The organism is Synechococcus sp. 63AY4M2 (assembly GCF_002760475.1).
GTDB lineage: Bacteria > Cyanobacteriota > Cyanobacteriia > Thermostichales > Thermostichaceae > Thermostichus.
Genome location: NZ_AXUX01000001.1, coordinates 982,304 through 996,539 on the forward strand (window position 1 = coordinate 982,304; position 14,236 = coordinate 996,539).

Genomic DNA, 14,236 nt, shown 5'->3' on the forward strand with positions numbered 1-14,236 from the left:
CTACTCCCGGTTGAGGGCGGTACTCCAACGCAAAGCCAGTAAGGGCACACGCAGTTCGCGGCGCAGATGCAGAGAACTGTTGCAACGGCTGTCTGGCAAGGAGAGACGCTTTCAAGTGTGGGTCAATCATCGCATCTCCAAAGCTATTGTCTCTAGGGCAAAAGCTACCAACAGCGCTATCGCCCTGGAGGACCTGACAGGGATCCGGGAAAGAGTCAATCAACAGCCACGCAGCAAAACCGAAAGGCGTAGGGCTAACAGTTGGGCGTTCTACCAACTACGTCAGTTTCTGGAGTACAAGGCGAGGGTTGCAGGGGTTCCCTTGATTCTTGTGCCGCCTGCCTACACGTCGCAGACCTGCCACCGGTGTTTGCACATCCATCCCGACCCTGCGCAATCCTATCGCAGTGGCAAGTCGTTCAAGTGTGGGCACTGTGGATGGGAAGGGGATGCGGATTTGAATGGTGCGAATGTGATTGCGCTCTTGGGGGCTGTCGTAAACCAGCCTAGAGGTTCGGGCTTGTTTTGTTCTCTGGTAGAGCAGAACAGGCTCAGGGCTACTGAAAGCCCGCTCCGTACCGCTTAGCGGTCGGAGCCGGGTAGTTTACAGTAACTGCAATCACCATCCCTCGCCATCTTCAGGCCAAACTCTCGCAGAGCGGGCAAGAAATTTTTATTTTCGTGATGGGATCGGCTCAACTTCAGCAAGGCAAATCTCTGGATATCGTGCAAGTTTCTCCAGAAATCGAGGGCAAGCCGGATCCCCAGGTCTTGAGCTTTTTGTTGGACAGCCATTGGGATCTGGTTGGGATTTTGCCATTCAGGCTGGGGGTCAATGGGAATCTCTTGCGCCTCTTCGTGGCAGATGGAGCGAACCAAATGGCGCAGATGGTTGCGGAGTTCTTCTAGATCCTGTGGAGATTCAGGGGGCCAATCAACACACTTCCGCCGCTCTTCTAAGGAAAACTTGGCCCATTGATGGAGCTTGAGCTTGATCCCGCACAAATCCAGCTTTAGGCGCAAGGTCATGGGGATGCATCGCAGAGAGTCGGCAAAATCTTGCTCAAACTGAAACAGAGTCATGGGAACCTCGATTAGGAACCAAATCTAGAGTTGAGGGGATTGCTTGAGCGGTGGGTCGGCTTTCTCAAGAGCAACGGCACAGGCTTTTAATTCCGGCTGTCCGGAATCGGGACAACTGATGTCATGGGTAAGGGCATTACACTCGGCTTGTTCTGCCCAGAGGGATCCCCAGTGCATGGGTACAAATAGCGTACCGGGAGCAATGTTGGCAGTTATCTTGGCCGGGAAATAGGCCCGTCCGCGGGCAGAACGCACTTGAACCCAATCTCCATCTTGGATGCCCAGTTTTTCCGCATCGCGAGGATGGATTTCAATAAAGGGTTGGGGGTGCATGTGCTTGATTTTTTCAATCCTGCCGGTGCGGGTTTGGGTGTGCCAATGGCCGTAAAGCCTGCCCGTGGTTAATACGTAGGGAAACTGGGGATCCGGCGGCTCTGCTAGGCCACGGGAATGGTGGGGGATAAAGCGGGCGCGGCCATCGGGGGTCGGGAAACGCCAATCTGTGTAGAGGCGAGTGGACTTAGGGGCCGAGGTTCTTTCTTTGGGATAAGGCCATTGCTGAGGGCCTTGTTCTGCCAAAAGGGCATGGCTGAGGCCGGAGTGATCGCAGAGGCGATTTGCGGTAAGGGCGGCAAATTCTGCATAAACCTCTGCCGCGGTTTGGAAGGAAAATTGCGCTTCAAAGCCCAACCTGCGCCCCACTTCAGCAAAGATCTCCCAATCGGGTCGGGCTTCGCCAGGGGGGTCTCGAAAGGCTTGACAAAGGGTAACCCTGCGCTCGGAGTTGGTCATCACCCCGGTTTTCTCGCTCCACTGGCAGGCGGGCAAAAGCAAATGGGCATATTCTGCCGTTTCCGTAGGGTAATAAGCCTCTTGATAAACAGTAAAGGGAGACTTTTTCAGGGCTTTTTTGACCCGTTCCAGATCCGGAAAGCTCACCAAAGGATTGGTGGCCACAATCCAAAAGAACTGCAGGGATCCCGTCTCCAGAGCGGCAATCATCTCGGTGGCCCTCAGCCCTGGGCAGGGAGAGAGGGAACCGCTGGGCAAACCCCAAGCCTGCTCCACCTCTGCCCGATGCTGGGGCTGGCTCACCAGCCGATATCCCGGCAGCAGATGAGATAACCCCCCTGCCTCTCGACCGCCCATGGCATTGGGCTGGCCGGTCAAGGAAAAGGGGCCGGTCCCCGGTCGGCCAATTTGCCCAGTTAGAAGATGGAGATTGATTAGGCTGGTGATCTTGGCGGTGCCCTCGCTGGACTGGTTTAGGCCCATCGACCAAAGGGAGAGAACCCTTTGGGATCCCTGCCAAAGCTTGGCTGCTTCGATCAAATCCTCGGTGGCAATTCCGCAGCGCTGGGCTACAATCTGCGGTTCATAATCGGCCAGCAAAGCTGCATATTCAGCAAAACCTTGGGTGAAGCCCTCGATAAAATCAGCAGCAATGGATCCCCACTTCAACAGCAAATGGGCAATCCCATTGAAAAGATCGATATCCGTACCGGGGCGAATTTTTAAGTGGAGATCGGCAGCTTCTGCTGTCTGAGTGCGCCGGGGATCCACGACCACCATTTTGAGGGGGGATCCGGGCTTGTGCCGCTTCTTCAGGCGATTAAAAAGAATGGGATGGCACTCTGCTGTGTTGGTGCCCACCAGAAAAGCCAGATTGCAGAGATCGAGATCCTCGTAGCAGCAGGGGGGGCCATCGGATCCCAGGGATTGGGTGTAGGCCGAGACGGCTGAGGACATGCACAGGCGCGAGTTGGTGTCAAAATTATTGGTGCCCAGGCAGCCCTTAATGAGCTTTTGAGCAACGTAATAGTCTTCAGTGAGCAACTGCCCCGATCCATACATGGCTATGGAGTGGGGGTTGTCTTTGAGGCGGCGCAGCCGAGAAACCATCTCCTCAAAAGCCTGATCCCAAGAAATGCGACGAAAGGGCTGGCCCAAGCTCTCCCGAAACAGGGGATAGAGCAGCCGATCCCGACCAACTGCCTCCAGAACCGTAGCCCCCTTTACACAGACCATCCCCAAGCTGGAAGGATGCTCCCGGTCGCCTCTCATTTTCCAGTCACCTGAGGCTGTCGAAACCGCCTCCAATCCACATCCCACACCGCAATAGGGACATAGGGTTTTGATGACAGCTTTTTCCGACTCCATCGCGGTCACCATGAGTTGGGATCCCTGTCAGGATGGATAAGTGTCTTGCATTTTGGATCCCGATAGGCCATCAGGTTAAGGATCTCTTAGCCGAGGAGATCGGCCACTTGGATCTCAAATCCGGGCAATACAACCTGGCTTTTGGCAGTCTCTTGTTCGGTTAGCCAAAGGTGGCGATCCTGAGTCTGGATAAAAATAAATTTGCTTTTGGGAAAAATCAGCCAGACTTCCAGTACATCGGAGCTGAGATACTCTTGGGCTTTTAGGAAAATATCTTCTCCACAGTCGGTTGGAGAGAAGATCTCCTCAACCAGAGGATAGCTCTGCAGTAGCGTGGCAATATCCTCTCCAAATTGCTGGATTAAATCTGGAGATGAGTAGGCAGCATCAGGTCTTCTGACTTTGCCTTTGGTTTGGCCGGGAGCCTTCACCAAAACCATACCCCCCAATGGCTGACATTCAACATAACCGAGCCAACGGAAGAGAAGTCGGGTTTGGAGCTTTGCATCCCCTAAAGTTTGCCCCACTTTCTCCACAATGTAGCCATCTACCCATTTGGTTTGGGCAACTGGATTGGCCAGATAGTCGGCAAGGGTTTTGGGCAAGCTAGAGACCCGCTCCTCCATTGGGAGATCGGTTGGAACTACCTGAACCGGAGCAGCGGCCATCAACTTCCCTCTCCAAGTATTTTGAACCCTAGCTCAATCCCCTCCATGGGCAAAGCGGCGATAGAGGAAGTCAAGGGCGCGGTTACGCAATTCGTAGAACTCAGGCATTTCCATAATGCGGGAGCGGATGCGCGGTCGCTCAAAGGGAATGGTCAAGATCTCACCAATATGGGCAGCGGGGCCGTTGGTCATCATCACCACACGGTCTGACAAGTAGAGAGCCTCGTCGATGTCGTGGGTAATCATCAAAACTGTGCAGCGGTGATCCCGCCAAATGGCCAGCAGCTCATCTTGTAGATCTTCCTTGGTAATGGCATCCAAGGCCCCAAAAGGCTCATCCAAGAGCAAAACTTGCGGACGAACGGCAAGAGCACGGGCAATGGCTACCCTTTGCTTCATGCCTCCAGAAAGCTGCTTGGGCCGCTTGTGGGCTGCCTCTGCTAAACCTACCAATTCTAGGTGTTCTTCAACGATTTCCCTTTTCTCCCGCCGGGATTTGTTTGGGTAAACCTGATCCACCACCAGATAAATATTTTCAAAGGCAGTCAGCCAGGGCAAAAGGGAATAATGTTGAAACACCATCATCCGATCTGGCCCTGGGGAGGTGATGGGCTGGCCCTTGAGGGCGATGGATCCCGAAGTGGGAGTCGAAAAACCCGCCACCATGTTGATCAAGGTGGATTTGCCACAACCCGAGTGGCCAATAATGCAAACAAACTCACCGGCGGCCACTTCCAGATTGATATTTTCCAGCGCAACGAAGGGCCCTGCTGAGGTGAAGTAGGTCTTGCCCACATTCTGAAGACAAAGAAGGGGCAGTCCTGCAACCGGAGAAGCAGAAGATAGCGGTGAGGAGAACGTGCGGGAGCTGGTCATCATGGTGTTTTCCAATCGAGAGTTTAAGGTAACAAAAGCTAAACTTCGCTGAGCCGGTACTCCTGCAGCTTCAGATCCTGCCGGATGGCCACCGACTCCAGGTAAGCAACGGGATCCTCTCCGTCAAAGCGGGATCCATCGGCAAAGAGCAAAGCTCCGCGGTCATGGGCCCGATCCGGCAGGCCCAGTTCTCTAGCGGCTAGGGCGTAGGTTTCGCTGTCCAGAACTTGGTCGAGAACCGAAACCCAATTGCGGGGAAAAGGGCAGAGGCCCCAGCGAGCCATCTGCGTCAGGATCCAGAGGTGTTCCAACCTTTCGGGACAGGTGTTGCGCCCGTTGGCAAACTGGTGAAAACCGGTGAGGGCTTGGGATTCATCGGCAATTCCCCGCTGCAGAATACCCGTCCACCCCGGCTGCAGATCCTCCAGGGCCACGCCCACATACTGGGGCTGAGCCAGCCACTCCAAGATCTCAGAACGGTGCTGCGGCTGATCGCAGTAGTGACAAGCCTCCAGTAGTGCCTTGACCAGAGCTACATGGGTACGGGGGTAGTTTTGCGCCCAATCCTGGCGCACCGTCAGCACCTTTTCGATGTGGCTGGGTAAGATTTCAGGGGTGGTGGCGACGATAACCCCCACCTGTTCCCGCACGGCGCGGGAGTTCCAGGGCTCGCCCACGCAGTAGCCATCGATGTTGCCGGCCTTGAGATGGGCCACCATCTGCGGCGGCGGGATCACCGTCAACGTAACGTCCCGATCCGGATCCACCCCCCCACCGGCCAGCCAGTGCCGCAACAGGAAGTTTTGCATGGAAGCCGGATGAACCACTCCCAGGGTGTGGACTGTGTCGGGGGTGTGGTTGAGGTATTGGCGAAAATCCGCCAGGCTTTGAACGCCTCGCTCCAAAAGTCTGCGCCCAAAGGTAATGGCGTTGCCGCCGCGGGAGAGGGTTAGCGCGGTAATCAAAGGCACCGGAACTCCCCCCACCCCCAACGTGGAGGCCAACGGGATCCCGGCCACCACCATGGCCGCATCCAGCCGACCGGAGCGGATCCCTTCCCAGATGGTCTTCCAGCCTGGCTCTCGCACCAGGGTGACCTGCTCCAGGCCATGCTTTTGAAACAGGCCTTTTTCCTGCGCCACCACCAGAGGCGCGCAGTCGTTGAGAGGCACAAAGCCAATCTCCAAATTGACCTTCTCCAGGCCGTGTTTGGCAATGGCCACGCGAACAGGCGTTTTTTGGCGAGCCCGCTTTTGCTGGTTGAGAAAGTAGATCATCTCTCCCCGCAGGCTGTAGTAGTCGGGGTGACGCACCACTTCCAAACGATGGCGGGGCCGAGGAAAAGGGATCCGCAAAATCTGGCCAATGCGGGCCTCCGGGCCATTGGTCATCATTACCACCCGATCCGAAAGCAAGAGGGCCTCATCCACATCGTGGGTAACCATGACACAGGTGAGCTGCTCCGCCTGGGCAATCTCCATCAGTTGCTCCTGCAGGTTGCCGCGCGTCAAGGCATCCAGAGCGCCAAAGGGCTCATCCAACAGCAGCACCCGCGGACGAATGGCCAAGGCTCGGGCAATGGCCACCCGCTGTTTCATCCCTCCTGACAGATGGGCCGGTCGCTTGTCGGCTGCCCCCTGCAACCCCACCTGGCGGATGTGCTCTTCCACAATCCGGCTTCGCTCTGCTTTGGGAAGGGATCCCAGCACCTCGTCCACGGCCAGGGCAACGTTCTCCCGCACCGTCAGCCAGGGCAGCAGGGAATAGTTCTGAAACACCACCATGCGATCTGGGCCGGGATCTGTAACTTGTCGGCCCTCCAGGAGAATGCCTCCGCGGGAAGGCTTTTCCAGGCCGGCGATGATGTTGAGTAGGGTCGATTTGCCACAGCCAGAGTGGCCGATCAACGAGACAAATTCCCCTTTTTGGATCTCCAGGTGGATGTCTTTCAGGACAGGGTAGATCTCTCCGTTGTCGAGGAGAAATTCCTTGTCGACATGATCCACTTCAATGTAAGGCTGGGTCTTCATGATTCCCCTGAGATGATTTCTGAGAGCATGGAGAAATTGTCAGCAACCAATCTAAAACTCGGCCAAGCTCATTTAGCGATCCTCAGCCACCACCAGCGAGCCAATCCAAGCCGTGATCCGATCCAGCAGAAGACCCACCATCCCGACATAGATCAAAGCCAGAATGATTTCGCTGATGCGGGAGCTATTCCAGGCATCCCAGATGAAGAACCCGATGCCCACACCGCCAATCAACATTTCCGCTGCCACAATGGCCAGCCAAGACAAGCCCACCCCAATGCGCAAGCCGGTAAAAATATAGGGCACAGTTGCCGGGAAAACGATTTTGAAAAAGTACTTCCAGCCGGACATGCGCACAATTCTGGCCACGTTGCGGTAGTCCTGAGGGATCTGCTGTACGCCGACAACAGTGTTGATCAAAATGGGCCAGAGGGCCGTAATGAAGATTACAAAAATGGCGGAAGGGTTGGCATCTCGAAAGGCAGCCAAAGAAATCGGCAGCCAGGCCAAAGGCGGCACCGTGCGCAGCACCTGAAAAATGGGATCCAAAGCCTCGTACAGCCAGCGATTGACCCCGATGATCATGCCGCCCACAACCCCCACCAAGCCGGCCAGGGCAAACCCAATGAACACCCGCCGCAAGCTGGCCCAAATTTGCCAGAACAGCCCTTTGGCATTGCCGCCATAGTCAAAAAAGGGATCTTTAATGAGGGGATCCCAGGTGTCCTGCCAAACTTGGAGAGGCGTGGGCAAATTGGCTCCGGGACGGCTGTAAATGATTTGCCAGAGAATCAGGACGAGCAAAATGGCCGTAGCGGGCAACAGAATGCGACGCAGCGCTTTGTGGATTTGGACTCTTTGCCGCCAAGCAGAAGAAGGTGCAGAACTGGCGGGAGAACCGATTCCGGTACTGGACTGAAGAACAGAACCTTGGCCGGTTTTCAGCAGCCAGTGGCCTAGGCCAACCAGTAGGGGAAGCAGGATCCGAAAGAGGTGGTAGCCCAACTGTAGGGCAGAGTGGAAAATCCTCATGGCTTGCTGGGAGTAAGGTTGAAGTCAACTTAAGAGGATCCCAAGAGAGAAGGGGTTTCAGTTGAACACTCTTTGTGGGGATTCGGGGATCCCTTCTCTCCTGGACAGAGGGTTTGCAGCTAACTTGCTGGGGAAAGTTGGGAAATTAGGCCAGCTTCTTAATCGCCAACTTCTCCAGATAGGCGGCAGGATTTTCGGGATCGAACTGCACCCCGTCGAAGAAGGTTTCCACTCCTCGAGAGGTGCTGGGGGGAATGGCTGCCCCCTGACCAATGGCTTTGGCAGCTTCTCGCCAGAGTTCTTCCCGATTCACCCGCTCCACCAAGGCTTTGGTATCGGTGTCGGCAGGCAGATAGCCCCAGCGGATGTTTTCGGTCAAGAACCAGAGATCGTGGCTCTTGAAGGGGTAGGAAGCGTAGTTCTGCCAGAACTTCATCAGGTGGGGGCTGTTTTCAACGACCTTGCCGGTGCCGTAGTCAAAAGTGCCCCGAGAACGGCCCAAGATATCGGGCACAGGCACCCCCAGCCAGCGGCGGTCGCCGATGATGCGACACATCTCCTCTTTGTTTTCCATCTGGTCGCACCAGATCTGGGCTTCTAGCACCGCTTTCAACAGGGCAAGGGTGGCTTTCGGGTGCGCATCCACCCAGTCGGCCCGCAGGGCAAAGGCCTTTTCCGGGTGGCCGTTCCACAGCTCGCCGGTGGTGAGGGCACTATACCCCTCTTTTTGGTTCACCAGCTGGGCATTCCAAGGCTCGCCCACACAGAAGGCTTCCATGGTTCTGGATTTCATATTGGCCACCATCTGCGGCGGCGGCACCACAATGATGGAGACGTCGCTAGTGGGATCGATCCCGCCTGCGGCCAGCCAGTAGCGCATCCATAGGTCGTGGGTACCGCCGGGGAAGGTCATCGCACATTTGGGCTCTTTGCCGGCTGCTCGCAACTCGGCAAACTTAGCTTTGAGGGGGGAACTATCCAAGCCAATTTTCAGATCCCGATATTGGTTGGAAATGCTGATGCCCTGACCGTCCAGATTGAGACGGGCCAAAATGTACATAGGCACCGGCTTGCCATCGGTAACTTTGCCGGTGGTGATGAGGTAGGGCATGGGGGTGAGGATGTGTGCCCCATCGATGCCGCCGGCGGCGGATCCCAGCACCAAGTTGTCGCGGGTGGTGCCCCAAGAGGCCTGCTTGACCACCTCTACGTCCTTCATGCCGTACTTGTCAAAGAACCCCTTTTCTTTGGCGATGATCAGGGGGGCCGCGTCGGTTAGAGCGATGAACCCCAGCTTGGCGCTGGTGGTTTCGGGAGTATCGGCCTGCGCCACCCAGTAGCCTTTGCCCAAGGATTGCGATTGGGCGCGCGGGATCCCAGCCGTAGCTGCTCCAGCCGCAAGGGCAGCTGCCCCAGCCAAAAACTGGCGACGGGAGATGGGAGAGGAAGTGTTGAATAGCTTAGACATCACAACCTCCAAAATTTCGAACGACGAACTGCCTAGTAGGTCATCAAGGGGGAAGCAGAGGTCTGAGCAGCCGAGGGATCACGACGCGGCCTGGCCCCGAAGTGCTCAATCAGTAGCTCCACCAAGACGGGCTTGAGGTCTTCGCAAGGGATCCCTTTGCGCACGCATTCGCCCAGCTTGGCGTCTTTGCCCACCTCTCCCCCCATGTAGATGTCCACGGCCTCCACCACCCTGCCGTCCTTGCGAGCAGTGGTGCCCATAAGGCCGATATCGGCTACTTGGGGTTGGCCGCAGGAGTTGGGGCAGCCCGTCCAGTGGATGCGCACCGTTTGGGGGATCTCCAGCTCCGCCTCCAGCTCCTCCATCAAGGCCACAGCCCGGTTTTTGGTCTCGATAAGGGCAAAGTTGCAGAACTGGTTGCCCGTACAGGACACCAACCCCCGCTGCAATGGCCCTGGGTTAGGGGAGAACTTCTTCAAGAGCGGCTCTTTGAGGAGCGGGGCCACTCGGGAGTCGGGCACATTGGGGATGAGCACGTTCTGCTCCACTGTCAGCCGCAGCTCCCCGGAGCCGTACACCTCCGCCAAGCGGGCCAGCTCCATCATCTCCAGGGCGTTGAGCCGCCCCACCGGCACATGCAGGCCGACAAAGTTGAGGCCCGGCTGCTTCTGGGCATGCACCCCCAGCAGATCCCGCTTGTGCCAGACCACCTCGTCTTTTTCCGCTGCCCTGGGCAGAGGGTGGCCTATCTGGCGCTCCACAGCCGCCCGGAACTTCTCTAGGCCCCACTCGTCAATGAGCCACATCAACCGCGCCTTTTGCCGGTTGGCCCGCAGGCCGTGATCCCGGTAGACCAGCAGCACCGCCTCGCACAGGGGAACTACATCGCGGGGATCCACCCAGACATCTAGGCCAATTGCCTCGGCGCAGCGGCGAGCAGAGAAAAAGCCGCCCACCAGGACGTTGAAGCCCAGGCGGCCATTTTTGAAGGCGGGCACAAAGGCCAGGTCGTTGATCTCGGCATGCACCGAGTTGTCGCGACAACCGCAGATGGCGATGTTGAACTTGCGCGGCAGGTTGCTGAAGGAAGGGTTGCCCTCGCCGTTGTTGGTGATCATGTCCTGCACTTTGCGGGTGAGGCCGCGCACGTCGATCAGCTCATCCGGGTCAATACCAGCCAGAGGGGATCCCGTGATGTTGCGCACGTTGTCCATGCCCGACTGGATGCTGGTCAGGCCTACCTCTTTCAGGTAGCCCAGGATCTGGGGCATTTCCTCGATGGGGATGCCCCGCAGTTGCAGGTTCTGCCGGGTGGTGATGTCGGCTACGCCCTGTTCTCCATAGGGGTGGATGATTGCGCCCAACATCCGCATTTGGCCGCTGGTTAGGATCCCATTGGGCAGGCGCAGCCGCAGCATGAACTGACCTGGGGTGCGCTTGCGAAAGAAGATCCCCAGCCACTTGAGGCGGTGATCCCGGTCGTCTTCAGGAATGTTCTCCCAACCCATCCGGGCAAACGCCTCCAGCTCGGCCTTGACCGCCAGCCCATCCTTTTCGCTTTTGAGGCGTTCAAATTGGTTCGCCATGATCGCTGCCGTGGGGTGAACACTAGCTACCCTAGCGATGACGAACCGTTAACTTTGGTATTGGCAGTTACACTTTGTAACAGGTTATGCAGTTTTGTCATTCTCGAATTGCGCTTTATGCATAAAGTCAGGCTTCCAGGAGCAGCAGACTCCTCTCTCCCCTTTGGGAAAGGGGCTGGGGGTGAGGAAAAGCTAGTTGAGAGGGTTGAAAGAGTTGAAAGGCTCCATCTGCCAGAGCAGACGGGGCGGGATCCCCAGCCCTTCAGTGAGGGGTGCGGGCCGTTGGGAAGTTTGGGGATCGCAGTCGTAGAGAGCGGTGGTGTAGCGGTAGCTGCGGGGGGGGCCACCGTTGAGGCGAATGCCGCTAATTTCAAAGGTGTAGTTGCGATTGGGCTGGATCGAACCCACGGAGTAGGTCAAAGTTTCCAGGCCAAAGGCGGGATCCCCAACCCGGATATCTCCAACGGGCACCGGCTCACCTGTGACGGCATCGGTGATGCGGACTTGGGCTTGGCTGAGATCAGCCTTGCCGCCACGGCTGGGCACCGAGAAAGACCAGCGGTAGGCAGACAGGGGCTGGCCGGAAAACCCTTCTAGGCGGTAGAGGTAGCCGTCTTTCTCCGGGAAGGCGATGAACTCTGGATCTGGCACCGACTCGTCAAAACCGAAGATCCAGTTGGCGTTGGCCTGGGTCACCCGTCCAGCCCGTGGGTCAAAGACAATGCCGTAGGCCCCCTGGGCGTACTGAGGATACAGGTTCCAGCGGCGATGCCCCACATCCACAAAGTTTTCTCGACCTGGCTCGGCAAAATAGATGTCCACCTGCCGCGCCAACACCCGGCCTGGATCGGGGCCGTTCAGCTCTAGGATGGGCCCAACCGCCAGGTTGCTGAAGCGGGATCCCGCCTCCCCAGCAGGGGTAAAGCAGCGCCAAGAGGGGGGCGGCTGGTGGCTGAGGGCGCCATTGGCCACCTGCATCAGGGCCGCCTGCTGAGCGGCCTCCAAGAATTCGGGATTGAGCTTCACCGGCGGCAACTCGTGCAACAGCCGCAGAAAGTTGAGCCGATCCATCATCTTTTGGGCTGCTGCCGGGGTGAGGCGACCGGGATTGCAGGTGGCAGCCTGAGGCTGCTCGGCATAGATGGGGCCGGCAAAGCTGCGGGTCTGGCGATCCAACTGGCACAAGAAACCGGCGATGGGCAGCTCCCCTGCCGGAGGGGGCCCCACCGCAGTAAGGGATCCCTCCCCACCGCCGCAGGCTGCCAACAGAAAAAGGCAGAGCAGACTCAAAACCATCCCTGCCCAGACTTGCTGCAAACTGGGCAGCCGCTGCCAAGGCATGCAAGATCCTGTGGGCTTACCGACCAGCGGGGGTGGGAGTGGGCGTGAGGCTGGGGGGACTGACGGTGCTGCTGCTACCCTCGTCGCAGGCAGACAACAGTCCCAGGCACAGGAACAGGGCCAGAGCCCCCAAGAGCTGGCGGCTCACCTTGTTGAGTTGGAGTGCGGCCATCGCAACAAACCTCCAAAACGCTGCCAGGTTTGACCCTGTTCTATCACCTGGCCCAACAAGTTGCTGTGCCGAGACTTCTGTCGGCAAGGGCAGAACTCGAACCCCAGTCAAGAAATGCTCACCCAACTCAGCCGGATCCTCTAGGGCTAGAACCTGAGTTCAGCCTCTGCCCCTTCCTATAGCGTAGCTGCGGATCCCCGCACCTCTTTCCGCGCTCAAGCGTAAAGACTACATCGATTTTTTTGCCGAGACTGCAGGGATCCGCCTTCAGGGGACGATCTGAAACTCCAGGTTGTAGGTCTGGAGCAGGTTGATCGTCTCGCGGTCGGTGAGGTTGGTGTCGGCCAGCTCCAGATTATAGAAATCGATGAACTCCTCGTGGTCGAAGTAGGGGCCGGCATGCCAGGTGCCCATCTCCAGTTTGATAAAGCGATCGCCGGGCACCCGAAAAGCCTGAATCTCGTCCACTTGCAGCTCGTCGGCGGGCGGCGCGACGGCGATAAACCACTCCTTGCCGTGCAGGGATCCCAGACACTGGGTGCAGCGGGTGTGGTGGGTTATCTGGCTAAACTTGAGGCCGCGGCGGGGCAGGCGCATCAAGTAGAAGCGGGGCTGGCCCTGATTCAAAACCAACTGGGCATCTTGGCTGTCGAAGGGTTTGTGGTCGGGGACAGGGTAGATCACCTGTCCGTAGGGGGCAAAGTTTTCCGGTTCAGCGAGATGGGCCTTCAGTTGGCGCAGTTGGCTGCTCACCCTGCTTGTCTCCTCTTTCCCAAACCTGTACCCATTGCTGCTCCGCGAGCCGGTCTCCCGCTGCTGCCGGCGCAAGGGCGTGAAGACCCAAGTAGCAGAGCAGACCTTATCTTATCCAGATTTGCCGGTAGTCTCCTTCCAGCAAGGGATCCCCAAGCAGGAAAACAATCTCAGTAGAATGGGGACAATTTGTAACACTCGGCAATGGCAATGCAGCGGGATTTACAGGAGCTGGTTATTTCCCCTATTCAAGTGGAAAATCTTTCTGGGGTACCTGTAGCTTGGCTGTACCGGCCTCGGCCCGTCCGTCACTGGAAAGACTGGCTACAGCAGTTCTCTGCTTTCTGGGATCTGCTGCGCCTGTTGCTGGTGCTGGATCTCTTCTGTCGTGCCTTTTGGGCAGGCGGATCCCTAGTGACCTTGGTGGGACGGATTTTGATCCCTGGTCTGACCAGCAGTTGGAGCACCTGGCTACTGGAATGGGGGATCCTGGCAGCTATTGCCGCTTTGGGCCAAGCCTATTGGATTTTCCGCAGCCGCCGCATGCCGCTGCTGTTGAACTTGCTGGAAGAAGTAGAGCGTTACAACCGCATTATCCAGGCCATTCACATTAACGACCAATTGGTGGAGGCGGGCAATCCCGAGGTCAAGCTGCCTCAGCGTAAGCAGATCATCGAGGCTCTGAAGCTGACTCGCAGCGACCTAATCCGCGCCTTGAAAACTGAACGGATCTTGCGGCAGAACAAAGACTTTATTGAGCAGCAAAGGGAGTTCTTCGGCGACGAGCTGGCAGCTCTGACTGCGCTCCAGCTAAGAGAACAGGCCAGCGAACAGTCGCAGCTTTTGGATGCTGCTTTGCAAATTGCCTTGCAGGTGCGCTCTCAACTAAGCCAACTGCAGAACCGGGGAGCAAATTGTTCCCAAGACAAAGATCAAGCTTCAGACAAAGCTCGAGACAAAAAAGATTAAAGCGAAGACACAAGTTACAGCTATTTCGACCAGGATACTGCACTGATATTGAAGTAACCAAAGCCTTGGACTACGGGAAAGTCGTTGTGAGGCTCTTT

Annotated in this window: 13 protein-coding genes; 2 read left to right on the top strand and 11 right to left on the bottom strand. The window is 57.2% G+C overall.

Features of this window, described 5'->3' with window-relative positions:
- Positions 1 to 586: RNA-guided endonuclease TnpB family protein (locus SYN63AY4M2_RS14125; RefSeq protein WP_240530496.1), on the top strand; the 586-nt coding region annotated here is incomplete at its 5' end.
- On the opposite strand, the gene SYN63AY4M2_RS04340 is transcribed toward SYN63AY4M2_RS14125, so the two are convergent.
- The 11 genes from SYN63AY4M2_RS04340 to SYN63AY4M2_RS04385 all read right to left on the bottom strand — a co-directional run bounded on the left by SYN63AY4M2_RS04340 (position 583) and on the right by SYN63AY4M2_RS04385 (position 13,169).
- The gene (locus SYN63AY4M2_RS04340) at positions 583 to 1,083 is read right to left on the bottom strand and encodes a nitrate reductase associated protein (RefSeq protein ID WP_099887230.1); all 501 of its coding nucleotides are present in this window, start codon (positions 1,081 to 1,083) and stop codon (positions 583 to 585) included. The two genes, SYN63AY4M2_RS14125 and SYN63AY4M2_RS04340, sit on opposite strands and share 4 nt — an antisense overlap.
- Positions 1,084 to 1,107: 24 nt before the next feature.
- A complete protein-coding gene (locus tag SYN63AY4M2_RS04345; protein WP_099887484.1) occupies positions 1,108 to 3,243 on the bottom strand; it encodes a nitrate reductase in 2,136 nt (711 codons plus the stop codon).
- A gap of 86 nt (positions 3,244 to 3,329) precedes the next feature.
- Positions 3,330 to 3,770, bottom strand: a complete 441-nt coding sequence (locus tag SYN63AY4M2_RS04350) for a Uma2 family endonuclease (protein WP_240530497.1) — start codon at positions 3,768 to 3,770, stop codon at positions 3,330 to 3,332.
- A gap of 174 nt (positions 3,771 to 3,944) precedes the next feature.
- Positions 3,945 to 4,787: a nitrate ABC transporter ATP-binding protein gene (locus tag SYN63AY4M2_RS04355; RefSeq protein WP_099816180.1), complete on the bottom strand. Its 843-nt coding sequence runs from the start codon at positions 4,785 to 4,787 to the stop codon at positions 3,945 to 3,947.
- 38 nt (positions 4,788 to 4,825) lie between these two features.
- Positions 4,826 to 6,817, bottom strand: a complete 1,992-nt coding sequence (locus SYN63AY4M2_RS04360) for a nitrate ABC transporter ATP-binding protein (protein WP_099887232.1) — start codon at positions 6,815 to 6,817, stop codon at positions 4,826 to 4,828.
- Between the two features lie 72 nt (positions 6,818 to 6,889).
- Positions 6,890 to 7,849 carry a nitrate ABC transporter permease gene (gene ntrB, locus SYN63AY4M2_RS04365; protein WP_011431708.1) on the bottom strand — a complete coding sequence of 320 codons (960 nt, stop codon included), beginning with the start codon at positions 7,847 to 7,849 and terminating at the stop codon, positions 6,890 to 6,892.
- 145 nt (positions 7,850 to 7,994) lie between these two features.
- Positions 7,995 to 9,317, bottom strand: a complete 1,323-nt coding sequence (locus SYN63AY4M2_RS04370) for a CmpA/NrtA family ABC transporter substrate-binding protein (RefSeq protein WP_099887233.1) — start codon at positions 9,315 to 9,317, stop codon at positions 7,995 to 7,997.
- A 32-nt stretch (positions 9,318 to 9,349) separates the two neighbouring features.
- Positions 9,350 to 10,903, bottom strand: coding sequence for a ferredoxin--nitrite reductase (locus SYN63AY4M2_RS04375; protein WP_099812409.1), 1,554 nt, complete (start codon positions 10,901 to 10,903; stop codon positions 9,350 to 9,352).
- Positions 10,904 to 11,095: 192 nt separating this feature from the next.
- Positions 11,096 to 12,244 (bottom strand): CAP domain-containing protein, encoded by a 1,149-nt coding sequence (locus tag SYN63AY4M2_RS04380; RefSeq protein WP_099887234.1) that lies wholly within the window; start codon positions 12,242 to 12,244, stop codon positions 11,096 to 11,098.
- A gap of 16 nt (positions 12,245 to 12,260) precedes the next feature.
- Entirely contained in the window at positions 12,261 to 12,416 is a 156-nt protein-coding gene (locus tag SYN63AY4M2_RS13760; protein ID WP_168173315.1) for a hypothetical protein, read from the bottom strand.
- Between the two features lie 267 nt (positions 12,417 to 12,683).
- Entirely contained in the window at positions 12,684 to 13,169 is a 486-nt protein-coding gene (locus tag SYN63AY4M2_RS04385; protein WP_099887485.1) for an ureidoglycolate lyase, read from the bottom strand.
- A 204-nt stretch (positions 13,170 to 13,373) separates the two neighbouring features.
- Between SYN63AY4M2_RS04385 and SYN63AY4M2_RS04390 the strand changes: the two genes are divergently transcribed.
- Positions 13,374 to 14,138: a hypothetical protein gene (locus SYN63AY4M2_RS04390; RefSeq protein WP_099884225.1), complete on the top strand. Its 765-nt coding sequence runs from the start codon at positions 13,374 to 13,376 to the stop codon at positions 14,136 to 14,138.
- Positions 14,139 to 14,236 lie beyond the last annotated feature (98 nt).